The 24,998-nt window shown below is 40.3% G+C and carries 20 protein-coding genes; 6 read left to right on the top strand and 14 right to left on the bottom strand.

What is annotated here, in order from left to right; translation table 11 throughout:
- Nucleotides 1–123: 123 nt before the first annotated feature.
- On the top strand, nucleotides 124–1,098 hold the full coding sequence (locus EHW67_RS11415) for an NmrA/HSCARG family protein (protein ID WP_126162499.1): 975 nt from the start codon (nucleotides 124–126) through the stop codon (nucleotides 1,096–1,098).
- Nucleotides 1,099–1,166: 68 nt separating this feature from the next.
- On the opposite strand, the gene EHW67_RS11410 is transcribed toward EHW67_RS11415, so the two are convergent.
- The 4 genes from EHW67_RS11410 to rpsO all read right to left on the bottom strand — a co-directional run bounded on the left by EHW67_RS11410 (nucleotide 1,167) and on the right by rpsO (nucleotide 7,506).
- Complete coding sequence (locus EHW67_RS11410) at nucleotides 1,167–3,368, bottom strand: B12-binding domain-containing radical SAM protein (RefSeq protein ID WP_126162498.1); 2,202 nt, start codon at nucleotides 3,366–3,368, stop codon at nucleotides 1,167–1,169.
- A gap of 360 nt (nucleotides 3,369–3,728) precedes the next feature.
- Nucleotides 3,729–4,592, bottom strand: a complete 864-nt coding sequence (locus EHW67_RS11405; RefSeq protein WP_126162497.1) for a sigma-70 family RNA polymerase sigma factor — start codon at nucleotides 4,590–4,592, stop codon at nucleotides 3,729–3,731.
- A 188-nt stretch (nucleotides 4,593–4,780) separates the two neighbouring features.
- On the bottom strand, nucleotides 4,781–7,003 hold the full coding sequence (locus EHW67_RS11400; RefSeq protein ID WP_126162496.1) for a polyribonucleotide nucleotidyltransferase: 2,223 nt from the start codon (nucleotides 7,001–7,003) through the stop codon (nucleotides 4,781–4,783).
- A 233-nt stretch (nucleotides 7,004–7,236) separates the two neighbouring features.
- Nucleotides 7,237–7,506 (bottom strand): 30S ribosomal protein S15, encoded by a 270-nt coding sequence (gene rpsO, locus EHW67_RS11395; protein ID WP_126162495.1) that lies wholly within the window; start codon nucleotides 7,504–7,506, stop codon nucleotides 7,237–7,239.
- A 254-nt stretch (nucleotides 7,507–7,760) separates the two neighbouring features.
- On the opposite strand from rpsO, the gene EHW67_RS11390 reads away from it, so the two are divergent.
- The gene (locus tag EHW67_RS11390; RefSeq protein ID WP_126162494.1) at nucleotides 7,761–8,621 is read left to right on the top strand and encodes a hypothetical protein; all 861 of its coding nucleotides are present in this window, start codon (nucleotides 7,761–7,763) and stop codon (nucleotides 8,619–8,621) included.
- A 43-nt stretch (nucleotides 8,622–8,664) separates the two neighbouring features.
- On the opposite strand, the gene accD is transcribed toward EHW67_RS11390, so the two are convergent.
- The 3 genes from accD to tamL are packed head-to-tail and all read right to left on the bottom strand — an operon-like array spanning nucleotide 8,665 to nucleotide 13,218.
- Nucleotides 8,665–9,525 (bottom strand): acetyl-CoA carboxylase, carboxyltransferase subunit beta, encoded by an 861-nt coding sequence (gene accD / locus EHW67_RS11385; RefSeq protein ID WP_126162493.1) that lies wholly within the window; start codon nucleotides 9,523–9,525, stop codon nucleotides 8,665–8,667.
- Nucleotides 9,526–9,549: 24 nt separating this feature from the next.
- On the bottom strand, nucleotides 9,550–10,617 hold the full coding sequence (fbaA, locus tag EHW67_RS11380) for a class II fructose-bisphosphate aldolase (RefSeq protein ID WP_126162492.1): 1,068 nt from the start codon (nucleotides 10,615–10,617) through the stop codon (nucleotides 9,550–9,552).
- A gap of 57 nt (nucleotides 10,618–10,674) precedes the next feature.
- Entirely contained in the window at nucleotides 10,675–13,218 is a 2,544-nt protein-coding gene (gene tamL / locus EHW67_RS11375; protein WP_317126869.1) for a translocation and assembly module lipoprotein TamL, read from the bottom strand.
- 75 nt (nucleotides 13,219–13,293) lie between these two features.
- Between tamL and EHW67_RS11370 the strand changes: the two genes are divergently transcribed.
- Nucleotides 13,294–14,016 carry a TrmH family RNA methyltransferase gene (locus EHW67_RS11370; RefSeq protein ID WP_126162491.1) on the top strand — a complete coding sequence of 241 codons (723 nt, stop codon included), beginning with the start codon at nucleotides 13,294–13,296 and terminating at the stop codon, nucleotides 14,014–14,016.
- Nucleotides 14,017–14,020: 4 nt separating this feature from the next.
- Here the strand turns inward: EHW67_RS11370 and porT are convergent, their stop codons facing one another.
- Nucleotides 14,021–14,716, bottom strand: a complete 696-nt coding sequence (gene porT, locus EHW67_RS11365) for a type IX secretion/gliding motility protein PorT/SprT (protein ID WP_126162490.1) — start codon at nucleotides 14,714–14,716, stop codon at nucleotides 14,021–14,023.
- 3 nt (nucleotides 14,717–14,719) lie between these two features.
- Nucleotides 14,720–15,448 (bottom strand): bifunctional demethylmenaquinone methyltransferase/2-methoxy-6-polyprenyl-1,4-benzoquinol methylase UbiE, encoded by a 729-nt coding sequence (ubiE, locus tag EHW67_RS11360; RefSeq protein WP_126162489.1) that lies wholly within the window; start codon nucleotides 15,446–15,448, stop codon nucleotides 14,720–14,722.
- Nucleotides 15,449–15,804: 356 nt separating this feature from the next.
- Between ubiE and trkA the strand changes: the two genes are divergently transcribed.
- Nucleotides 15,805–17,154 carry a Trk system potassium transporter TrkA gene (trkA, locus tag EHW67_RS11355; RefSeq protein WP_126162488.1) on the top strand — a complete coding sequence of 450 codons (1,350 nt, stop codon included), beginning with the start codon at nucleotides 15,805–15,807 and terminating at the stop codon, nucleotides 17,152–17,154.
- A gap of 1 nt (nucleotide 17,155) precedes the next feature.
- Complete coding sequence (locus EHW67_RS11350; RefSeq protein WP_126162487.1) at nucleotides 17,156–18,646, top strand: TrkH family potassium uptake protein; 1,491 nt, start codon at nucleotides 17,156–17,158, stop codon at nucleotides 18,644–18,646.
- A gap of 126 nt (nucleotides 18,647–18,772) precedes the next feature.
- Here the strand turns inward: EHW67_RS11350 and EHW67_RS11345 are convergent, their stop codons facing one another.
- A complete protein-coding gene (locus EHW67_RS11345; RefSeq protein WP_126162486.1) occupies nucleotides 18,773–19,957 on the bottom strand; it encodes a pyridoxal phosphate-dependent aminotransferase in 1,185 nt (394 codons plus the stop codon).
- A 14-nt stretch (nucleotides 19,958–19,971) separates the two neighbouring features.
- Nucleotides 19,972–21,075, bottom strand: a complete 1,104-nt coding sequence (locus tag EHW67_RS11340) for a fatty acid desaturase family protein (protein ID WP_126162485.1) — start codon at nucleotides 21,073–21,075, stop codon at nucleotides 19,972–19,974.
- 126 nt (nucleotides 21,076–21,201) lie between these two features.
- On the opposite strand from EHW67_RS11340, the gene rsmG reads away from it, so the two are divergent.
- A complete protein-coding gene (gene rsmG / locus EHW67_RS11335; protein WP_126162484.1) occupies nucleotides 21,202–21,837 on the top strand; it encodes a 16S rRNA (guanine(527)-N(7))-methyltransferase RsmG in 636 nt (211 codons plus the stop codon).
- Nucleotides 21,838–21,840: 3 nt separating this feature from the next.
- On the opposite strand, the gene EHW67_RS20860 is transcribed toward rsmG, so the two are convergent.
- The 3 genes from EHW67_RS20860 to apaG all read right to left on the bottom strand — a co-directional run bounded on the left by EHW67_RS20860 (nucleotide 21,841) and on the right by apaG (nucleotide 24,832).
- A complete protein-coding gene (locus EHW67_RS20860; RefSeq protein ID WP_262707165.1) occupies nucleotides 21,841–21,969 on the bottom strand; it encodes a hypothetical protein in 129 nt (42 codons plus the stop codon).
- Nucleotides 21,970–22,370: 401 nt separating this feature from the next.
- Entirely contained in the window at nucleotides 22,371–23,999 is a 1,629-nt protein-coding gene (gene pruA, locus EHW67_RS11330) for an L-glutamate gamma-semialdehyde dehydrogenase (protein ID WP_126162483.1), read from the bottom strand.
- Between the two features lie 446 nt (nucleotides 24,000–24,445).
- The gene (gene apaG, locus EHW67_RS11325; protein ID WP_126162482.1) at nucleotides 24,446–24,832 is read right to left on the bottom strand and encodes a Co2+/Mg2+ efflux protein ApaG; all 387 of its coding nucleotides are present in this window, start codon (nucleotides 24,830–24,832) and stop codon (nucleotides 24,446–24,448) included.
- Nucleotides 24,833–24,998 lie beyond the last annotated feature (166 nt).

Below are 24,998 nucleotides of genomic sequence, written 5' to 3'. Positions count from 1 at the left end.
TCTGGACTATGGCAATTGCCCATGGTGATGTTGTTGGAAACCTCTTTCCAATGCTGTTAAAAATGGTATGATCTATGGTTTTTAATAGATTGGATGAATTGGTTAATCAAAATAGTTAATATCATGGAAAAGAGAAAAATTATTGCTGTTGTAGGTGCCACTGGTGCCCAGGGTGGCGGACTGGTCCGTGCAATTTTAAACGACGGTAAAGGTGAATTTGGGGTAAGGGCCATTACCAGAAATCCGAATTCCAAAAAAGCAATGGAGTTAGAGCAATTGGGGGCGAAGGTGGTCTATGCAGACTTGGATGATAGGGTAAGTGTTGTAAAAGCTTTTAAAGGGGCCTATGGGGCCTATTGTGTTACATTTTTTTGGGAGCACTTTTCTCCAGGGAAAGAGATGGAACATGCTAAAAATATGGCAGAAGCTGCTAAAGAAGCGGGGTTGAAGCATGTTATTTGGTCTACCTTGGAGGATACCCGTAAATGGGTGCCCTTGGACGATCAACGAATGCCTACATTGATGGAGCATTATAAAGTACCACATTTTGATGCCAAAGGAGCTTCCAATGTTTATTTTAAAGAGAGCGGGATTCCTTATACCTTGTTGCTTACATCATTTTATTGGGAGAACTTTATTTATTTTGGATCCGGACCCGCTAGGGGTGCTGATGGAAAATGGGCTATAACCATGCCCATGGGGAACAAAAAACTTCCGGGAATTGCCGTAGGGGATATTGGTAAATGTGCCCTGAATATTTTTAAGGCGGGAACCAAATATTGGAACAAAACCGTTGGAATAGCAGGGGAGCAGCTGACAGGTGAGCAAATGGCCAATGCCTTTAGCAAATTGTTGGATATGGAAATAGGATATAAGGATGTTTCGGCAGATGCTTATAGAAAATTTGATTTCCCTGGGGCAGAAGACCTAGGGAATATGTTTCAGTTTAAGAAAGAATTTGAGGACTATTACTGCATGGCAAGGGATGTACAATTTACCAAGGAATTATATCCGGAATTGATGGACTTTAGTACCTGGTTAGCCAAAAACAAGGGGCTTTTAGAATCGGGAATACACGGTGAGGCGGCCATGGCCTAAAAGATACAGGGAACAACCACTACTTAATTTAGGAAAAGAGCATTGGAAAATCAATGTTCTTTTCTGTGTTAAAGGGTCAACAGACCTTTTGTGCGTATTATCTGCATGGGCTTGGAATACCAAAATAATTCAAAATCTTGAAAATGGGATTCAAAATCGGTTTTAAGCTGTGTAAAGGTAAGGGGAGTCCTGGGGTGTATAGATAGCTTGTTCAAAAGATCTACTAGCCATTCCCCTTCCTGCTTATTAAGGGTGGCCGTTACACTGTCTGCTATATCGTGAAATCCTAACTTAAGCATTTCCCAGCTTTGTCCCTTTTTGGTTTTTTTTATTGTAGTCACTGTTGGTTGCCCCCCTAGCCATAGTATTTTGGCATTTGGTTTAGTAGTTAGGGGAGGTGGTTCGTTCAGCGCATTTTGAATAAAATTGGGTGATATGGTAGTATTGGGTATCTTAAAATCGAACCATTCTTGTAAGGGAAAATCCAAACAGATACCATGCATAAAATTATAGATCGATTTTTTTAACCCAAATCGGAACTGCTCGTGGTCTATTCCTGTGGTATCCTTAAATTGGATGTCGTTATTGGCAAAAGTTATGGGTTGATACTCAGGTATAATATGGTAGTCATCCGGATTGCGTCCTACCGGACTATGGGCCGTAAGGGCAAATTGATGCCAAAAGCCAGATTGAAGGATTCCTGCTTGGAACATTTGACGTACCATTTCCAGACTATCTATGGTCTCTTGTACTGTTTGGGTGGGATAGCCGTACATTAGGTAGCAGTGTACCAATATGCCTGCTTCGGTAAAATTTCGGGTTACCCTTGCAACCTGTTCTACGCTTACCCCTTTTTGGATAAGTTGCAACAAGCGGTCCGAGGCCACCTCTAGCCCACCGGAAACGGCAATACAGCCTGATGCCTTTAGCAACTTGCACAGGTCAAGGCCAAAGCTCTTTTCAAATCTAATATTGGTCCACCAGCTTACAGTAATTCCACGGTTGATGATTTCTAGGGCCAGGGCTCGCATTAACGCGGGTGGGGCGGCCTCATCAACAAAATGAAACCCACTTTCGCCGGTCTCTTCCATAAGCTCCTCCATGCGGTCTACCAAAAGTTTGGCAGCTATTGGCTCATACACCTTAATATAGTCTAGGGAAATATCGCAAAAAGTGCACCTGCCCCAATAGCAGCCGTGGGCCATAGTAAGTTTGTTCCATCTACCATCACTCCATAAGCTGTGCATAGGATTGGCAATTTCTATGACCGATATGTATTGGCTTAGCGGTAGATCTTTATAGCTAGGGGTACCCAATTCACTTTGTTTATAATCTTGTCGGGAACATAGGTTGTTGTAAAATACGGCGCCATCCTTGAGTAAAAACGTTCTTTTTAGTTGTACATTGTTATCGTTCTTATTGGGATTAGTGCAATGTTGTGCCAGTAATTCCATGGGTAGCTCCCCATCATCCAAGGTAATGTAGTCAAAATAGTCAAAGACACGGGGGTCCGATACGGACCGCAATTCGGTGTTGGGAAAGCCTCCACCCATGGCTATTTTTATGTCAGGGTATTTGGCTTTGATATGTTGGGCACTTCTAAAGGCACTGTAAAGATTTCCCGGAAAGGGAACAGAAAAACAAACCAGCTTAGGCTGTACCTTTTTTATGCTATCATCTAATAGTTCTAGGGTCAACTGGTCTATATAGGTGGTTTTGTCTTGCAAGTGGGCATGTAATTCATCAAAGGAATTGGCACTCCTGCCAAGTCGCTCCGCATAACGACTAAAACCAAAATTTTCATCAATGCATTCCACTATAAAGTCGGATAAATCTTCTAGGTAAAGGGTAGCCAAATGTTTGGCCATATCTTGATTGCCCATGGAGCCAAAGGCCCATTCCAAATCTTCCAATTGGTCAAATCTGGAAGCCTGTGGGAGAAAGTTAAAAGTACATATTTGTCGGGCAAGAGTTGGGTTTTGTCCCTGTAAAAAAAGAATGACCGAATCAATTGTGCGTATATAATGGTCCTTTAAAGCGTATATCCGTGAACTATTATCAGTGGCAATTGTTTTATTGCTATGCGCATGGTCAAAGATATTTTGTAAGCCATCTTTGGAGAAGAGCCTTAAGATGACTTCAATTCCTAAATCCATTTGAAAGTCGCTAATGTCCTTTGTGTTCAAAAAGCCCTTTAAATAGGCCGTGGCCGGGTAAGGAGTGTTTAATTGAGTGAAAGGCGGGGTAATTAGTAAAAGGTCTTTCGACATGGCAATAGTATATATAATTGCAAAGATAGGAGTGTTTGGGGTAAAAGGTACCTTAAACCCCTATTGCAAAATGGAAATTTCTGTTTAGAGTAGGGCTAATTGAACACCCCTGATTAGGAAAATAATGTCAAGAAGTGTATTAACTGCCTATGAATTTAATTAAAACACTGGAATTGAAGGATTAAATGGTGGTTAACGGGCCGTAAAAATGGAAAAACTCCGGTAATCAGCCGGAGTTTATTCATCAATCAAAAAACGAACAGTCATGATAACTGTTGTTATTGTTTACAAATTACAATTTTAAATACAGCTTTCCAATGCGGGAAAGGATTGCGTTAAAATTTTAATTGTATGGATCAACTATCCAAGATATGTTTTAAGAATCTTACTTCTTGAAGTGTGTTTTAGTCTTCTGATAGCCTTTTCCTTTATCTGACGGACCCTTTCCCTGGTGAGGTCAAAAGTTTCTCCTATCTCTTCCAAGGTCATGGAGTGTTGTCCTGCCAAGCCAAAGTACAAACGGATGACATCTGCTTCCCTAGGTGTTAAGGTCTCAAGGGCTCTTTCTATTTCTGTTCTAAGGGATTCGTGCAATAGCTCCTTATCCGGGTTAGGAGATTCACCACTACGCAGTACATCGTAAAGGTTAGAATCTTCACCGTCTATCAATGGGGCATCCATGGATACATGGCGACCAGAATTTTTAAGGGACTGCTTAACATCTTCAACAGTCATGTCCAATTCCTTGGCAATTTCCTCTGCTGAAGGTTGTCTTTCATGCGCTTGCTCCAAAAAGGCAAAGGTCTTATTTATTTTGTTGATGGAACCAATCTTGTTAAGGGGCAATCTTACAATACGCGACTGTTCTGCCAAAGCCTGTAAGATAGACTGGCGAATCCACCAAACCGCATAGGAGATAAATTTAAATCCACGGGTTTCGTCAAAACGCTGTGCCGCTTTAATAAGACCAAGATTACCTTCGTTGATCAAATCAGGTAGGGTAAGTCCTTGGTTTTGGTATTGCTTGGCAACAGATACCACAAATCTAAGGTTGGCTTTGGTCAGCTTCTCAAGGGCAATTTGGTCTCCGGCCTTGATGCGCTGTGCCAATTCTACTTCCTCATCGGCGGTAATCAAATCAACCTTGCCTATTTCTTGTAAGTATTTATCCAAGGAAGCGGTTTCCCTATTGGTAACCTGTTTTGTTATTTTAAGCTGTCTCATCGAAATATTTTCTTTCTAAAGTTAAGTTCACTAAGCATAAGCTGTATAAGGTTATACGTAAATAAATATGAAATGTTACAACAAGTCTGCTTTATTTTACTTTTTTGGATAAAATGCATAAAAAAAGGCCGCCTTATTACCATTTTTTGGTAAAGGCGGCCTTGAGTATTAAGAGTTGTAGTTACAAACTAATCCCTTCTGGGCTTGCGGTCCCTGTCTCTACCTCTATCGTTTCTTCCTCTGTCATTGCGTCCACGATCTTCTCTTGGAGGTCTTTCTTTAAAACCTTCAGGTTTTGGCAATAAAGCCTTACGTGAAACTTTTTCCTTTCTTGTTCTTGGGTCTGTGCCAAAATACTTAACATCAAAAACATCGCCCATGTTTACAACATCGGAAACATTTTCTGTACGTTCCCAAGCCAATTCGGATACGTGAAGCAACACTTCGTTACCTGGAGCCTCGGTATATTCTACCACAGCACCAAAATCCAACATTTTAATAACCTTCACTTCGTAGACACTACCTACTTCTGGCTTAAACAATAATGAATCTATTTTAGCAAGAACCATATCAATCCCTTCTTGAGAGGTCCCAAGAATTTCTACGATACCTTCTTCAGTAACAGGGTCTTCATTGATAACGATGGTAGTGTTGGTAGCTTTTTGTAATTCTTGGATTACTTTGCCACCAGGTCCTATCAAGGCTCCAATAAATTCGCCAGGAATAACTCTGGTAACCATTTTCGGTGCATGTGCTTTTACATCTGCATTTGGTGTAGCTATGGTTTCAACCAATTTATCCAAAATGTGCAAACGACCAGCAGAGGCTTGTTTAAGGGCATTTACCAATATTTCATAGGATAGTCCCTTTACCTTAATATCCATTTGACAGGCCGTAATACCATCTGCGGTACCCGTTACTTTAAAGTCCATATCCCCTAAGTGGTCTTCATCTCCCAAGATATCGGACAATACTGCATAGTTTCCAGATTCGCTATCGGAAATCAATCCCATGGCAATACCTGAAACCGGCTTTTTTAATTGTACACCGGCATCCATCAAGGCCATAGTACCGGAACATACGGTAGCCATGGAAGAGGAACCGTTAGATTCCAATACCTCGGATACTACACGAACGGTATAAGGGCAATCCTCAGGAACCATACCTTTTAAGGCACGTTGTGCTAAGTTACCGTGTCCTACTTCCCTACGTGAAGTTCCTCTGATAGGCCTTGCTTCCCCAGTTGAGAATGGAGGGAAGTTATAGTGTAAATAGAAAGTTTCCTCTCCTTCATAAGAAGGCATATCTATTTGGTTGGCTTCCCTGGAGGTACCTAAGGTAACCGTTGCCAAGGCCTGGGTTTCCCCACGGGTAAAAATTGCGGAACCATGGGTAGAAGGCAAGTAGTCAACTTCACACCATATAGGTCTGATCTCATCGGTTTTTCTACCATCAAGACGAAGCCCTTCATTTAAGGTTAGGTCTCTTACGGCTGCTTTTTCAGCCTTGTAATAGTATTTGGAAATCAAGTCTCCTATATCGGCCAATTCCTCTTCGGAAAAAGTAGCCTTTATTTCTTCTTTTATTGCGTCAAATGCCGCACTTCTTTCATGTTTGGAAGATCCGGCTTTGGCAATGGCATAAACCTTATCATAGGCCATGTCATGGATTTTTTTGGCCAATTCCTCATCTTCTCTTTCCGGCTCGTATTCACGAACTTCTTTCTTGCCAAATGCTTCGGCAAGTTTTATCTGTGCCGCACACTGTACTTTAATGGCTTCATGGGCAAATTTAATGGCTTCTACCATCTCCTCTTCAGAAATCTCTTTCATCTCCCCTTCTACCATCATTACAGAATCGGCAGAAGCACCAATAACCATATCAATATCGGATACCGCTAATTGTGCCCTGGTTGGGTTAATGATAAATTTACCATCAACACGTCCCACACGTACCTCTGAAATGGCACATTCAAATGGGAAGTCAGATAATTGGATAGCAGCAGATGCGGCCAATCCTGCCATGGCATCTGGCATAACATCCTCGTCATGGGACATCAACTGTATCATTACCTGTGTCTCAGCATGGTAATCCTTTGGGAAAAGAGGACGTAAAACACGGTCTACCAATCTCATGGTCAATACTTCGCCATCACTTGGTCTTGCTTCTCTTTTAAAGAAACCTCCAGGGTAACGCCCGGAAGCTGCAAATTTCTCACGGTAATCTACCGTCAATGGAAGGAAATCCACATCACTTTGTTTGTAATTGGAAACTACTGTACATAACAACATACATTTTCCTGATTGTACAACAACAGAACCATGGGCCTGTTTTGCCAATTTTCCGGTTTCGATAGAAATCTCCCTACCGTCACCAAGGTCAATGACCTCTTTAAATACTTTTGGTATCATAAATACGAATTAAAACCTGCCTTATTACAGGTTTGTTAAACAATGGTCTTTCGTCTAGTAAAGACGACGTTGTTGTGTTGTAGTTGTGTGTTGCGGACCAATGAAAAACTATGTGCAAGCTTTTTGATTGTGCCCAAAGGTAAGCCTTTGGGGCTTTGCGGTAAAATTAAAAAAAAATTGTACCGGTATTGTAAAAAAAAAGGGAAAGTTAGACTTCCCCCTTTTTTGATAAATTATTTTCTAATTCCTAATTCTTTAATGATTTCACGATATCTAACGATATCTTTCTTTATTAAATAATCAAGAAGAGATCTTCTTTTTCCTACCAATTTAACCAATGAACGCTCAGTGTTGAAATCTTTACGATTGTTCTTTAAGTGTTCTGTCAAGTGGTTGATTCTGTGAGTAAACAAAGCGATCTGCCCTTCAGCGGAACCTGTGTTTTTTGCTTCTCCGCCGTGTTTTTTGAAAATCTCGGCTTTTACTTCTTTAGTTAAATACATTCCAATATTACTTTAATGATTTTTATGTACATGATTGATTTTCAATCAGGCCGCAAAGATAGACTATTTTTTAGAATCCCCGTCCAATCCGGCTTTTTTTTATCATGGATTAAACTTTTTTATTTAAACGCGGTCATATATTAAACGTTAAAAAAATGTTATAATGCAGTAGGCGGTAAACGATCGTAATGTTAGGCTAGCCATATACCCGCTAATTGCTTGTAACAATTGTTCAACAATTAAATCTAAAAAAGATGAAAGAGAAATTTAAAATAACAAACGGAACGGGGTGGTTGCTTATTGTATTATTGGTAATGGGTTCCTGTAGTAATGAGGATTCCACGGTCAATGAAGAAGATTCTGCTTTTGAAGTGGCCCAGTTAGTGTCCAGTGATGAGGCAGAATCAATATCTGAGGAAATTGCCACCATTGGTGAGGATGTTATGGCCACCGAGGCTATCAATGCTACCGGCAAGTCCTTATACAGATCCAATTATTTGCCAGATTGTGTCACCATTACTAAGGTTGTTACGGATACCACTAGGGAAACCACTATAGATTTTGGGGAAGGCTGTGAGCTGCCCAATGGAAATCTACTGAGCGGAATACTTTTTTTAAGTCGCTCCAGAGACGCCGATGCGGCGACGGCAACAGTGAATTTTTCATTGGAAAATTTCAGCTTTAATGGGGTGGCCGTGGAAGGCGGGGGTACCTTGGTAAGGACTGCTTCCAATGAAAATGGCAATCCCCAATCAGACGCTGTGGCCAGTTATAATGGCGTATGGCCCGATGGAAGCACTGCTAGTTTTGAAGGCAATAGGACCCGTGAATGGATAGAGGGATATGGCAGTGGTTATTGGGCAGACAATGTGTTCCTTATAACAGGAAAGGGTACGTATAATGGGAAACTGGGAAATGTGCACAGCAGGGAAATCACAACTCCTTTGCGTCGTGAGCTTTCCTGTAGGTTTATTGTTAGTGGAGTTGTGGAGGTAAGCAGAAACGATGCCTCTGTAAGCCTCGATTTTGGTGATGGCAGTTGTGATGCCAAAGGGGAACTAACGTATCCCGACGGATCCACGGAAGAAATTTTCCTGAGAAGGTTCAACAAATAAGAGTAAAAAAAAGGCCCTGATCTAATTTCAGGGCCTTTTGTCTTTATTGTCTAACCGGATTGTTTTCTATCAAATCTATATAGAGGTTGATTTTCTTTTTAAGGTCCCTTCTATGGACTATAAAATCTAAAAATCCGTGTTCCTGTAAAAATTCGGCTGTCTGGAATCCTTCCGGAAGCTCCTTGCCCGTAGCCTCCTTAACTACACGGGGCCCGGCGAAACCTATCAATGCCCCTGGTTCGGAAATATTGATATCCCCCAACATGGCGTACGAGGCGGTTGTACCTCCTGTAGTAGGATCTGTACACAAAGAGATATAGGGAATTCCGGCTTCTGCCAACTGTGCTAGTTTGGCCGATGTTTTGGCCAGTTGCATTAGTGATAGCGCAGCTTCCATCATACGCGCTCCCCCAGATTTGGAAATCATCACAAAAGGAAGCTTCTTTTTAATGGCATGGTCTATTCCCCTCGCTATTTTCTCACCAACAACACTTCCCATAGAGCCTCCTATAAAGCTAAAATCCATACAGCAAATAACTACGTTCTTGCCCATAGATTTTCCCACAGCAGTCCTTACCGCATCCTTTAATCCGGTTTTGGCCTCAGCTGCCTTTAAGCGGTCTACATACTTTTTGGTGTCCTCAAATTTTAAAGGGTCCTTGGAGGAAAGTTTAACATCCAGTTCGGTAAACTTGTTATCATCAAAAAGAATCTCAAAATACTCTTTACTGCCTATTCTTACATGATAATCATCCTCTGGGCTAACATAAAAATTCTTTGCCAATTCATCAGATTCAACAATTTTCCCGGTTGGGGACTTGTACCAGAGCCCTTTTGGGGTGTCTTTTTTCTGATCCGTGGCGGTCTGTATTCCTTTTTCCTTTCTTTTAAACCAAGATGACATACGTTTTCTTTTAGGGTTTGAGGATTATAGGGTATTCACGTTATTAAGATCTTCAAAAGCCTTTTTTAGACGTGTTATAAATGTTTTTTCTCCTTCTCTTAACCAAACACGTGGGTCGTAGTGTTTTTTATTGGGTTCGTCCGCTCCGTTAGGGTTTCCGATCTGGGACTGAAGATAGTCTTTTTTACCTTGTACATAATCCCTTATCCCTTCTAGGAAGGCATACTGTAGGTCTGTGTCTATATTCATTTTAATAACCCCGTACCCAATTGCTTCGCGAATTTCTTCTACGGTTGAACCAGATCCACCGTGAAAAACGAAATCTATATGGTTGTGTTCTACCCCGTATTTTTCAGAGATAAATTCTTGTGAATTCTTCAAGATCTTAGGGGTCAATTTTACATTTCCAGGTTTGTATACCCCATGTACATTTCCAAATGCCGCAGCAATGGTAAACCTATGGCTTACTTTGGAAAGTTCCTCATAGGCATAAGCAACTTCCTCTGGCTGGGTATATAATTTGGAATCGTCTACATCTGTGTTGTCCACACCATCTTCTTCCCCTCCTGTGATTCCCAATTCAATTTCCAAGGTCATGCCCATTTTGCTCATTCTGGCAAGGTATTGCTTGCATATTTCAATGTTCTCCTCCAAAGGTTCTTCGGAAAGGTCTATCATATGTGAGCTGTACAATGGTTTACCGGTTTCAGCAAAATGTTTCTCACTGGCATCCAAAAGTCCGTCTATCCAAGGCAATAGTTTCTTGGCACAGTGGTCTGTATGTAGAATTACAGTGGCGCCGTAGGCCTCAGCCATTTGGTGTATATGCTTTGCTCCTGCAGTAGCCCCTAAGATAGCAGCTTGTTGTCCTTCATTGGACAAGCCTTTTCCTGCATTGAATTGAGCACCTCCATTGGAAAATTGTATAATTACGGGAGCATTTAAACTGGCAGCAGTTTCCAAAACTCCGTTCATAGTATTTGATCCTATAACATTAACGGCTGGAAGAGCAAAACCCTTTTCTTTGGCATAATTGAAAATTTCCTGAACTTCATCACCGGTAGCAACTCCTGGTTTAATATTGTGAGCCATAATCTTACTTTATTGAGTTAATTAAAAGATGGGACAAAAGTAATAAAATATTTAGCTCTAAAAAGGATAATTTATACCTATGTTAAATACTCCATTGGATAAATTGTAGTCCCGAAACCATCTTTTAGAGGATTCTTCGGCCGGATTATAGGTTTTAAACCCCATATCTAGCCTAAAAACAAAATAGGTAAAATCATAACGCAATCCAAATCCTGTTCCCAAGGCTATGTCCCCAAGGTCCGCTAAACTGTCAAAGGTGGCATTCTCATCTTTAACATTGTCCAATACGTTCCAAATATTACCGGCATCGGCAAAAAGAGCCCCTTTTATATCCCCTACAATAGGAAACCTGTATTCCAGGTTAAAGGCCAATTTTAGATTGGCTTCGTTAAAATCGTTCACATCTTCGGTCTTTCCAGGGCCTAGGGAATACGGTAGCCAAGCCCGGTTGTCGTTGGATCCACCGGCAAAATAACTTCTCACAAATGGTATGTTGTCCGAATTGCCGTAAGGTACCGCAATTCCAAAGAAACTTCTAAAGGCCAATACATTGGTTCCGGAGAAACTCCAGTGTTTTATAAAATCGAACTCGGTTTTTACGTATTGGGAAAAGGGAACGTTAAAGACCAATAGCTTATCGTCCTCGTTTTTGTTGAAGGGGATAAAGGAGGATATACCGCTGAGCAGGTTTCCGGCACTTTCCAGTTTCCACCTAAACTTATAAAAACTATTGTCGGTAATACCTTGTTTGTTGTTTTTGTTGAAGGTAAAATTACTGGCAAAAATCAAATTGTTTTCCGTTAGCCTTTTTCGTCTTTCCTCAATACTACTTATGTCGTCATAATCATCTTCGGAAGCGGATACTTCCTCATTAAGAATGGCATTGATAAATCCTGTGGTACCCTCAGGGATAATCAATGTGGGGTCTGTTTCATCCGATGTGGTCTCGTAGTAATCGGCCAGGGAAGCTTCGGTCTCGTAATTATCGGCTATTTCGTCCAGGTTTTCAAAGGTGTTCTCGTATACCGAGAAAAACCTATCGGGATTTACATTGCGCACAAATTGTACGTTGATCAGTTCGGCAGTGAGCTTTTTGAAATCTGTGGGTGACCAATTGTAACCCAATACTGTATTGAAGGTTTGCTTGTCCAAGCCAATATTTTGCTGAAAGCTGGTTCCAATAGATATATTGGTCTTGGGGAGCATATAGTTGGGAATGATCCTGGAGGTGTTCACAAATGGAAACCATAAACGAGGGAGGTTCAGGTTGATGTCACCTCCAAATTCCAGCAAATTAAAAAAACGGTTGTCTACAATATCCGGATCCTTGGAAGCACCTAGGTTTATTCTTCCCGATATGCTTAGGTTTTCTGCTCCCTTGAATAAATTTCTTGCTTGTAAGGAAGGGCTAAATGCCAAACCCAGGAATTGGATGTTGGAATGGGTTACATCAAAATCGGTTCCCAATGAATATCTTGGTTTAGGGGAAAGGTAGATGTTGGTAGTCAATTCTGACTGGGTACTATCTTCCACAAATTCTATATTGGGATACTTAAAAGTGTTTAAGTTGGTGATTTGCCTATAGGTGCGTATTCTGTCAATTTCCCTATAAATACTGTCCTTACTAAGGAAAACGGCGTCGGTAAGCGTTTTTGGCTTGAACCGTAATTTACGGTGGTAGTAGATGGTATAGTCTTTATAATCTACCTTTTTTAGGCTATCCTGTCCATTGTTGAACAGGTAGTTTGTGTAAATATTAATTTTTTTAAAGGTATGTACCTTGTATTCGGAGGTTGTAAGGTTGTTGTCGGTTCTTTTTTTAAGGTTTTCAATATTTAAAAGAATATCCAACTTTTGATTGTTCCCTATTTTGGTAGTGTCCCCAATTAAATCATAGGAAATGGAGCTTTCTTGAAAATTATGGATACCGTTGTTTCTAAAGAGGTTGGTCAGTCTTTCCCGTTCGCTATTGAAATTTTCCAGATCAATTCGTTGCCCTGGTTTGATAAAGGTGTTGTCATTGTTCTTTTTTTGGATGGAATCCAAAGCTGGGGAGGCTATCTGGGTAGATATGGAGTCTATTAAATAAGGCTTGCCCAAGTCTAGCCTGTAGTTCATAATAGCCCGTTTACTTCTGGCGCTACTGTCTAGTTCGTAGGTGGTGGAATTGTTAAAATAGCCCTTGCTCTTATAGTAGGCATTCAAGCGCTGTAGCGACCTTCTTGCCTTAGTGGTATCTACTATGGTTGGTGCTTCTCCTATATTTTTTAACCAAACGCTGGCGCCCTTTACCAAGAAGGATTCGCCCAATCGGTCCACCTGCTTTTTAGAGAGTATACTTGTAAGTCGTTTTTCCCTTTTTTCTTTCTTGTGGAGCCATGCCTGGAAAGAGGAGTCGGGGTTTTTCTTGGCCAGGTTATAGAGGTTTAATCGTAGCGGGTATCCCAATAAGGTACTATTGGGTTTTTGAAAGATAAGGCTGTGGATATCTTCATTGGTAACCTTTACACTATCCGCGTAAATAAAGTTTTTGGTAAGTAGTAGCTCATCTTCACCAACTCTTTTTACGGCATTACATGAGGTAATTGCAATAACTAGCAATAATAATCTTACTTTCGTACTGTTTAAATCCATAAACGATCGCATCCTCATAGAGGTCAAAAATACGTTATTTGTATGGTTGTTAAAAGCCAAATAAAATTTATAAAAAATTTACAGCAGAAAAAGTATCGAAGCCAAAATAGGCTCTTTGTTGTAGAAGGGGTAAAGACTGTTAAAGAGCTTTTGGATTCCAATTTGAAGGTCTATAAAATCTATGTAACGGACAGCAGTGTACTTGGGGATGACCATGATTTTTTGGAATTGGTCACCCAGCAAGAATTGAAAAAGATGAGTGGTTTGGCAACTCCCAATAAGGTCTTGGGGGTTTTTCATATGCCGGAGCCTGGGCCAATAGATTTTTCTGACTGGGTCATTGCATTGGACGATGTTCGTGATCCGGGGAATCTGGGTACTATTGTCCGCTTGTGTGATTGGTTTGGAATTTCCTCTTTAATTTGCTCGCCCAATACGGTAGATTGTTATAACCCGAAGACTTTGCAGGCTACCATGGGGTCTATTAGTAGGGTCAATATTGTCTATGCCGATCTGATACAGCTATTGGGGGAATTGGAACTTCCTATATATGGGGCATTTATGGATGGAAAGGTGGTCTATACAGAGCAAATGCCCAAAAAAGGGGTGTTGGTGATGGGGAATGAGGCTAATGGTGTCTCTACGGCTATAGCGGATTTAGTTGATAAAAAAATTAGTATCCCCCAATTTGGCGATAAGACTGCCGAAAGTTTAAACGTGGCGACAGCTACTGCCATTCTGCTGAATGAGGTAAGAAGAGGGTAGTTTTTTACTCAAAGGTGAAATTGATGAACAGGCCCCTTGTCATCATGGCTTCAATATTGCCGGTCCACGGACTGTTGGGGTCATTGTCCCTCACCAATTCATCATTAATAGCAAATACCCCGCGGATAGAAGGGGTAAACTTAAAGTATTCCAAATAAAAATCAATTCCAAAACCCATTTCGTAATAATAGGTTCTCTTTTTCATTCGGAATGTAGCGCTACTATTGTCATCCAGACTCTGTTCATTACTACCCAAGTTTAGGGAGGTTGAGGCACCACCGATAAGGAACGGTTTCCAGTTTCCCAGTCTTTTTGTACTGACTTTAAGGAGGAGGGGAAAGTTGATGTAGGTTGATTTTACCTCCCTTATGGCGTCTCTTTCATTGTCAAAACCGGGAAAACCCAAATTTCTTTGGTTGTAATGTAGTCCTGGTTCAAAACGTAAATCCAAAAAATTGTTTAGACGTAATTCACCTATTAGCCCCACATTGAAGCCAAACGTTTTTTCTACCAATATGTCCGGAAGGTCTTCTTTGTATCCAAATTTAAAGTCGTATTGATTAAGGCCTAAAAAATACCCCCAATTTAGAAGTGGTTTGTCCTCGTTTTCCAGGTTTATGACGGGATTTTCATTAAACTGGGCGCTAGTGGTCTTGCACAGTAGTAAAAAGCCAATAAAAAGAATAAGGATGTTTTTCATACTTTACTTTGTAGCGATGTAAATAGAGGCCACACCAAATGTTTGGGGTTTATTCTCTATACCTATAAACCCAATTTTATCCAAAATATTGTTGAACTGTTCCCCGTGGGGGAAAGCTGCTGCCGATTCGGATAAGTAAGCATAGGCGCTACGGTCTTTGGAGAAAAGCTTCCCTATGGCAGGAAGAATGTATTTTGTGTAGAATGTATATCCTTGTTTAAAAGGGGTTCGGGTGGGTACAGAGGTTTCCAATACAACAAAAGTCCCTCCCGGTTTTAGGACCCTGTAAATTTCCTTTAGTCCTTTTTTAAGATCTTCAAAGTTTCTTACACCAAATGCAACCGTAATGGCATCAAATGTATTGTCTTCAAAGGGGAGGTTCTCACTATCGCCTACTACCATTTTGATGATATTCCCCAGTTTTTTGTCCTCAATTTTTTTCTGGCCTACTTCCAGCATGCCAGGGGAAATGTCCAGTCCAATGATTTCCTTGGCTCCGGTAGTAGCCATATTTATGGCCAGGTCTCCTGTACCTGTGGCAATGTCCAGAATTTTGGTAGGTTTGTTTTTGGAGACTATGGATACAACTCTTTTTCTCCACTTTATATCAATGCCAAAAGAGATGACCCTGTTTAGACCGTCATAGTTTTCTGATATGGTATTGAACATTTTTGTTACCTGCTCCTTTTTTCCAAGGTTTGAATCTTTGTATGGGGTAACCTTCTTATCCATTGTCTTCAAATTTTTGGTAAATATACTATATCGTATAAAGTTATAGTTCTAAATTTTCACAATAAACAGTAGGGCCTATATGTTTTAACTTCAATATTTTGGAACACAACCCAATTTAATTATGTAATTTTGTGGCGCTCTATATTCAAAGTTTAAAAGAAAAGGACATAGGGAATCCCCTTGTTCTTATGGGGCTAATATAAATTCCCTTACTGAACTGGGCCTGCCCATAACAAGGTATGGCAAAAAAATAAATGGTGTTTTGGGCAGGGGTAACGAAATTCATAATGCCGATGAGGTATACAGCTAATGGTTTTGAATACTCATAGGTCAATGATAAAGATTTTACAATACAGATGAAAATTATTATTGCAGGAGCAGGTGAAGTAGGTTTTCATTTAGCCAAATTATTGTCCTATGAATCTCAGGATATTACGTTAATAGATTGTAATAAAGATAGTCTGTCCTACGCCGATACACATTTGGATATTAGGGTGCTACGTGGTGATGCTACCTCTATCTCGGTTCTAAAGGATGCACAGGTTGAAAAATCGGATTTGGTTATTGGGGTTACGGCTTCAGAGACCACCAATATAACATTGTGTATGTTGGCGAAGCAATTGGGCTGTAAAAGAACCATTGCCCGTATTTCCAATGCGGAATTTATCCGTAATAAGGAGGCTATAAAGTTTTCGGATTTGGGGATAGATGAACTTATTTCCCCTGAGGCACTCGCAGCTACCGAAATACAACTTCTATTAAATCAATCCGCTTTTAACAATACCTATGAGTTTGAGGAGGGATTACTGATCATGGTGGGGGTTTCCCTTCCCAAATCGGCCCCATTTGTTGGAAAGTCGGTAAAGGAAGCTGCCAAAGTATTTCCTGAACTTCATTTTATGCCCATTGCTATACAGCGGATGGGAACCCAATATACCATAGTTCCCAGAGGAGATACGGTTTTTAAGGAAAATGATCAAGTGTACTTTATTACCTCAAGGGAGGGCTTGGATGAATTGTATAAACTTACGGGGAAAGAGAAAAAGGAGATAAAAAGTGTGATGATTTTAGGGGGTAGTAAGGTTGGCTTTAAGACTGCCCGTGACCTTTGTAAGAAAAAGTTCAACGTTAAACTTATAGAGAAAAATAAGGAAAAGGCCTTTGATCTTGCCGATGAATTGCCCAGTGCTCTTATAATAAATGGCGATGGGCGCAATGTGGAATTGTTGGAGGAGGAAAACATGGAGGCCATGGATGCTTTTGTAGCGGTTACCGGTAATTCTGAAACCAATATCATGTCCTGTTTGGTAGCTAAGTCCAAAAACGTTAAGAAAACAATTGCCTTGGTGGAGAATATGGATTATTTTCAACTATCGCATTCCATTGGTATTGATACCTTGCTGAACAAGAAACTTTTGGCCGCCAATAATATTTTTAGGCATATTAGAAAGGGTGAGATCGTGGCCATGACAAGATTGAACAACCTCAATGCCGAGATATTGGAATTTATAGTAAAACCTACATCCCAGGTGAACGGGCAAATTGTTAGGGAGCTTAATTTTCCGAGGGAGGCTACCATAGGAGGGGTAATCCGTGATGATGAGGGAATAATTGCCTTAGGGGGATTTAAAATTACTGAAGGGGATAGGGTAGTGGTATGTTGTTTGCCCAGCGCTATACCAAAAATTGAAAAGCTTTTCCTATAGTATGGGTCTAAATTCCAAAATAATCTTTCACTTAATGGGATTGCTGTTACTGTGTAATGGCTTTTTTATGATATTGGCAGCAGTGGTCAGCGGTATTTATGACGATGGTGCCACCTTGGATATTACCCTGGCGGCTATCGTTACTATGTTGGTAGGCGTTTTGGGCATGTTCTATACCAGAAACCATAAGAAACAGGTAAAACGAAAGGAGGGGTATATTATTGTTACTTTCGGATGGTTGGTAATGTCAGCCTCCGGTATGTTGCCTTACCTCTTTTCCGGAACCATACCCGATCTTACCAATGCGTTTTTTGAAACCATTTCTGGCTATACTACCACCGGAGCTTCCGTGGTAGATGATATAGAGGCCTTGCCCGAAGGTATTCTTCTTTGGAGGAGTCTTACCCATTGGATTGGTGGAATGGGGATTATAGTCCTTGCCATAGCTATTTTGCCATTATTGGGGATAGGGGGAATGCAGTTGTTTGCGGCAGAGGCCCCGGGGCCCAGTAGTGATAAATTGCACCCTAGGATTACCGATACGGCGAAGAGGTTGTGGTTAATATATTTTAGTTATACGGTTGCGGAAACTATTTTGTTAAAACTGGCAGGAATGAGCTTTTTTGATGCTGTGAATCATTCCTTGGCAACTCTTTCTACTGGCGGGTTCTCTACCAAAAACGCTAGTATGGCCTATTGGAACGATGAGCCGTTAATACAATATATCGTTATACTGTTTATGTTTTTGGCAGGTAGTAATTTTGTACTTAGCTACTACGCCTTTAAGGGAAAGGTGCAGAAAGTGATTATGGATGAGGAATTTAAATTCTATTCTATTTTTGTGCTCTGTTTTACTGTTGTGGCTGGCTTGGTGGTTTATTTTCAAGGAAATGTACCTGTTTCGGATTTTCATCCCATGATTTTTGGTGAGGCAGAAAGTACCTTTAGGCATACCTTGTTCCAGGTAATTTCTGTAATTACTACTACTGGGTTTGTGACAGCAGATTTTACTTCTTGGACGCCCTTTTTAACAGTATTCTTTTTTGGACTTATGTTTTTGGGAGGGTCTGCAGGTTCTACCGCTGGAGGTATCAAAGTAATGAGGCATTTGATTATTATCAAAAATGGTTTGTTGGAGTTTAAACGTACCCTGCATACCAATGCTATTATACCCGTGAGATATAACAACAAAACGGTGCAAGAAAATATAGTTTACAATATAATTGCATTTTTTGTACTCTATATGTTGTTGTTTATAATTGGATCCTTGGTGTTGGGAGGCCTGGGTTTGGATTTTGAAAGTGCTATTGGCGGAGCAGCCTCTTCCCTGGGCAATGTAGGTCCGGCTTTGGGATCCTTGTACCCATTGACCAATTTTAACAGCCTTCCAGCCTTGGGAAAATGGTGGTGTGGGTTTTTAATGCTATTGGGAAGGTTGGAGCTTTTTACAGTTCTTATATTGCTTTCACCTTATTTTTGGAAACGCATTTAAAGATCCTAACTAAACTTACTGGTTGCAGTATTTTTTGATTTGTATATGGAGGGATTGTATTGATATAAAAAAAAATGGACATCGGTGAGGATGTCCATTTTTTTTATGTTGAGCTTGTAGTAATTGTTATACTACCGCTTTTATTCTAGAAATAGCTTCCCTCAACTCCTTTTCTGATGCAGCGTAGGAAATACGTATGCAATTGGGGTTTCCAAAAGCTTCTCCGGTAACAGTGGCTACATTGGCGTTTTCCAATAGGTACAAAGCAAAATCCGAGGCATTGTTGATCAATGTGCCTTTAAGGGTTTTGCCAAAGAAGCTGGAAATGTCTGGGAATACATAAAATGCACCCTCTGGTACGTTAAGGTTAAATCCTTCAATTTCACCCAACAATTCCAAGATAAGATCACGTCTTTTGTGAAATTCATCTATCATGAATTTGATGGAGGATACAGGAGCTTCCAGGGCAGCGATAGTGGAGCGTTGGGCTATGGCGTTGGCACCACTGGTGATCTGTCCTTGGAATTTGGTACATGCCTTGGCAATCCATTCCGGTCCACCAATATATCCTATACGCCATCCGGTCATGGCAAATGCCTTGGAAACACCATTTACCGTGATGGTACGGTCATACATACCTTCAACATTGGCAATACTTACATGTCCGCCCCTAAAATTAATATGCTCATAGATCTCGTCTGATACCACAAATATATTAGGGTGATTTTTTAGAACTGCTGCCAAGCCTTCCAATTCCTCTTTGTTGTATACGGATCCACTGGGGTTACAAGGAGAACTGAACCACATCATTTTGGTTTTTGGTGTTATCGCCTTTTCCAATTGGTCCGGTGTCATTTTAAAATCCGTATCAATGCTTGTAGGCACTTCAACGGGAACACCTCCGGCCAATTTTACAATATCGCTATAACTCACCCAATACGGAGCTGGTAAAATAACTTCATCTCCGGCGTTTAACATGATCATGGCGATATTGGCCAAAGACTGTTTTGCACCTGTAGAGACCACAATCTGGTTAAGACCGTAGGTTAGTCCGTTGTCTCTCTTAAATTTATTGGCAATGGCCTGCTTTAGGTCGGCATATCCATCAACTGGGGAATAGCTGCTGTAATTTTGGTCTATAGCCTCTTTTGCAGCGTCTTTTATAAAATCGGGAATATTAAAGTCTGGTTCCCCTAAACTGAGGCCTATAATGTCTTTGCCCTCGCTTTTTAATTCCCTTGCTTTGGCGGCCATGGCCAATGTGGCCGAAGTGGACATGGAATTGATCCTATCGGATAAATGGTTTTTCATTGTATTATTATAATTTACTGATACTGAAAATTGGGTTTCTTGCCCAGTTCTTTTAGATGTTTGAAATGCGAAATTATAGCTTTTCTTGTAGTTTTATATTCGTTGTAGGGTAAATTAAATTCATTAGCGGTCTCTTTAACAATTTTGGCAATTTTTGTGTAATGAATATGGCTAATGTTAGGGAATATATGATGCTCTACCTGATGGTTTAAGCCACCTGTAAACCAATTGACGATACGGTTTTTGGTGCCAAAATTAACCGTAGTAAACAATTGATGTATGGCCCAGGTATTTTTCATAGTTCCATCTGTTTCCGGAAGTGGTGTTTCTGCCTCATCTACCACATGTGCCAATTGAAATACCACACTTAGAATAACCCCGGCAACATAATGCATAATAAAAAAGCCCAAAAGGATTTTCCACCAAGCAATGTCCAAGAACAACATAGGCAATATGATCCATATTGTTAAATAGATCATTTTAGTGATCACCAACATACTCCAGTTCATAATAGGGTTTGGAAATTTTCCATAGGCCAATTTTCTTTTTGTGTAGCGATACATTTGTTGAAAATCGGTGGTGATGGCCCAGTTAAAGGTCAGTAGTCCGTAAAGAAATATGGAATAATAATGCTGAAACTTATGGAACCTGTGCCATTTGGCATGTTTTGAAAACCTTAAGATTCTTCCTGCCTCAAGATCCTCGTCATGTTCATGGATATTGGTATAGGTATGGTGAAGTACATTGTGCTGTACCTGCCAGTTGTAAACATTCCCAGCAAGTATGTAAATACTGCCCCCCATAATTTTATTTACCCACTTTTTATTGGAGTAGGAGCCGTGATTGCCATCGTGCATAACGTTCATGCCCACACCTGCCATACCAACGCCCATGGTTATGGTCAATAATAAATTGGCCCAATTAGGTAGGCCAAGGGTTAATATCAGAAAATACGGGGCCAGAAACAGCGCAAACATTACAGCTGTCTTGAGGTGCAATTTCCAATTGCCGGTTTTTTTTAGGTTGTTTTCCTTAAAATAGTCATTAACCCGCTTGTTGAGGGTTTTGAAAAATTGTGCAGAGTCTTTTCGAGAAAATCGAATGGGATTCTTGTCCATGATTTAATTTTTTGTAAATATACGGTAATTCGTGCCCAAATTAAATATAACTGATTTATTAAAACTTAGGCGATGGCCATTAATATACTATTTTTGCCATTAATTTAATAAACTTACGGACTTAAAATGGACTTAAAAATCATATATAAATATTTTCCCGATCTAACAGCATCCCAGAAACATCAGTTTGAATTATTACAAGATTTGTACAAAGATTGGAATATGAAAATTAACGTAGTATCCCGCAAGGACATAGATGAGTTGTATGTGCGCCACGTGCTGCATTCCTTGGGAATTGCTAAAATTCAGCAGTTTAATCCGGGGGCTGCTGTGTTGGATGTTGGTACTGGAGGTGGATTTCCAGGAATTCCACTGGCCATATTGTTTCCGGATACCCATTTTACCTTGGTAGATGCCATAGGAAAAAAAATTAAAGTGGTGCAAGAGGTGGTCGATGGCTTACAAATTAAAAACGTTTCGGCCATACATTCCAGAGTGGAGGATATTGAAGGGCAATTTGATTTTATTGTGAGCAGGGCAGTGGCAGCCATGCCAACCTTTGTGCACTGGGTGAAAGGGAAAATAAAAAAGAATTCCGATCACTCGCGCAAAAATGGCATCCTATACTTAAAAGGTGGGGATCTGGAAGAAGAATTAAAGGAATACCGTACCGTACAGATTTATAATCTTGCGGAAATATTTGAAGAGGAATTCTTTGAAACCAAAAAAATGGTCTATTTGCCCATGAAATATAAGGGCTAATTACTACAGGCTTAACATGTGATAATAAGATTCCCTGCAGGTTTTTGCGTAATCCTTAATAAACTTGGGGATATTTCTCAAAGAGAACCCTTTTGTCTTTTCTGTAGCGTTTTTTTCTAGTCTTTCTTTCATGACATTCTATTTTAGTTAACACTATATTTATGGTAAGTTTACAATTACTTAACGTTAAATTTACATTAATATTGTGAAATACGTATGTAAAGGAATGTTAAAACTGTTGATAGGCAGTAATTTGCCAAGGCTGTCTTTTAAATTTTTTCAACGATATGCATGAATTTCTGGAGTAGAAGTCCTCTTGAAGTAGAGGGGATGAACAGTAGTAAAACAAGCTGTTTGGATATATTGCTAAACTGTTAAGATCCTTGTTGCGACTCTAAATTTTAATTGTTAAGCTCATTACAAACCCAATGTTCCTGTTGTGTAATACCAGCTGTATATTTAGGTTGGTTAAAAAAAAGAGCCCGTATAGCAATTGCATATACGGGCTTAATTTATCTTATATAAATTGGGTGTTATCCTAAAAAGGGATAACGATAATCCACTGGTGTTACAAAGGTTTCTTTGATCAATCTAGGGGAAACCCACCTAAGTAGGTTTTGGGCAGATCCGGCCTTGTCATTGGTTCCAGACGCTCGGGCTCCACCAAAAGGTTGCTGGCCTACTACGGCTCCAGTTGGTTTGTCATTGATATAAAAGTTACCGGCACAGTTCTCCAATACTTTGGTGGCTTCGTCAATGGCATAGCGATCCCCAGAAATTACAGCTCCTGTAAGGGCATATTCAGAGGTGCTGTCTATCAATTCAAGAGTTTGGGACCAATCCTGGTCATCATATACATAGATAGTGACTACTGGGCCAAAAAGCTCGGTTTCCATGGTGGTGTATTTTGGGTCCGTGGTTACAATCACGGTAGGCTCTACAAAATACCCCTTGGATTTGTCATAGTTTCCTCCTGCATAAATGGTAGCATCATGGTCCTTTTTAGCCTGATCTATATATTTTGCCAATTTGTCAAATGAGGCTTCATGAATAACGGCAGTGATAAAATTGCTCATGTCTTCTGGAGATCCTGGCTTGTTAAAAGACTGCAGATCAGTTTTAACATGTTCCAATATTTCCTCGGAAATAGATTTGGGTAGGTATACCCTGGATGCGGCACTACATTTTTGACCTTGGAATTCAAAGGCACCTCTAACTATAGCTGTGGCCACTTGTTTTGGGTTGGCTGTTGGGTGTGCTACTATAAAATCCTTTCCTCCTGTTTCACCTACAATTCTAGGGTAGGTTTTGTACTTATGGATGTTGTTGCCGATCTGTTTCCATAAATCCTTAAAAACCTGAGTGGATCCCGTATAGTGGATACCTGTAAAATCTGGGTTTTCCAAAGCTATTTTAGTAATCATGACGGGGTCTCCGTACACTACATTGATTACTCCATCAGGGAGTCCGGCTTCCTTAAAGATATCAATAATTACTTTGGCCGAATAGATCTGATGGTCACTTGGTTTCCAAAGTACCACATTTCCCATCATAGCGGCACTAGCTGGCAAGTTGCCGGCGATAGCGGTAAAATTAAAGGGGGTTATGGCATAGACAAATCCTTCCAATGGGCGGTACTCTACCCGGTTCCAAAGGCCTTCGGCAGAATCTGGTTGTTCTTCATAGATTTGGGACATGTACTCAACGTTGAAACGAAGGAAATCTATGAGTTCGCAGGCCGAATCAATTTCTGCCTGATGTATTGTTTTGGATTGGGCCATCATGGTAGCTGCATTGATCTTGGCCCGGTAAGGCCCGGAAATAAGATCGGCGGCCTTTAGGAAGACTGCGGCACGCTGCTCCCATGGTAATTCTGCCCATTTTTTTCTTGCTGCCAAGGCGTTGGATATGGCATCGGATACCAATTCTTCATTGGCTAAATGGTACTGCCCTACAATATGCTGGTGATCATGTGGTGGTGAAATGGATCTGGTATTGGCTGTTCTTATATCCTTTCCACCAATAAACATTGGAATGTCTATTGTGCTATTGTAATAAGCCTTGTATTGTTCCAATACTTCTGCCCGCTCTGCTGAGCCTGGGGCATAACTTTTAATTGGTTCGTTAATCGCCGTAGGGACTTGAAAAAATCCTTTGCCCATAATAGTTAGTTTTTAAAGTTAAAATACTAACAAAGGTACTAAATGCATGTTCCATTAAAAAACGAATTAACAGCTGAATTAACAGTTAAAAGTTAAAGGGGCGGATGGAGAAAAATGCAGGATGAAGCCGTCAATAAAAGGCCCGTACTATAGAGGGTGACAGCGGTTTAATGGTCTTTTAAAGCTCTTCATTGTATTTTATCCAACAGAGTGTAATACTGGTTAGTCTTGGCTGTAGATATTTTAAGGCAGTTTAGGAAAGATAAGAGGCACTTGGATCCAAAAAGAAAAACCATCTTAAACAACAAGTTGTTATCCTATTAGCACCGGTGGATTGTTTGGTGCACATGCAACTCTGGTAATTTTTGAGACTTTCCTTTCGGAAATGTAAAATTGTGCTCCCTGTTTAAAATATGGCTATTGGCACAGCCCTATTTTTGGAAGGCTTAGTTTAGAGTGAACGGGGCACTGAATTTAAACGTTGGGATGTATACCCTGAATTTCTCGGAATTATTGATACTAACCATATTGTAATGGCCTTTCATGGCCCCAACGGTAGATGCCAATAAACATCCCGAGCTGTAGGTATGCGATTCACCAGGTAAAATAACAGGTTTTTTCCCAATTACACCTTCGCCATCCAAAACTTCCAACTCGTTCAGGGAATCATAGATTCGCCAATGCCTGGAAGTCAATTGTACCGAATCCTTGCTCTGGTTTTCTATGGTAATGGTATAACCAAAAGCAAAGTGCATTTTGTAGTTCTTAAAGAATGTTCCTTCAAAACTTGTATTTACCGAAATCTTTATTCCTCTTGTTACCTGTGTGATCATAAAATTGGATTCAATAAAATGTACATAAACTTCTTTGTCCTATCAGTTCGGTCGCCTGTGCCTAAACTAAAAATACATTGCCAAAATAGCTGTTTCTAGCTTTCTATCAGGCCACTTTATCTGCCAAAGTTTTTACTGGGATATTGCAAAGATAAACATCAAAAAT

Source organism: Arenibacter aquaticus, from assembly GCF_003957295.1.
In the GTDB taxonomy this organism is placed as follows: Bacteria; Bacteroidota; Bacteroidia; order Flavobacteriales; family Flavobacteriaceae; genus Arenibacter; species Arenibacter aquaticus.
Note: the sequence above shows the minus strand (reverse complement) of the source record. Positions and strands in the feature narration are given on the sequence as shown.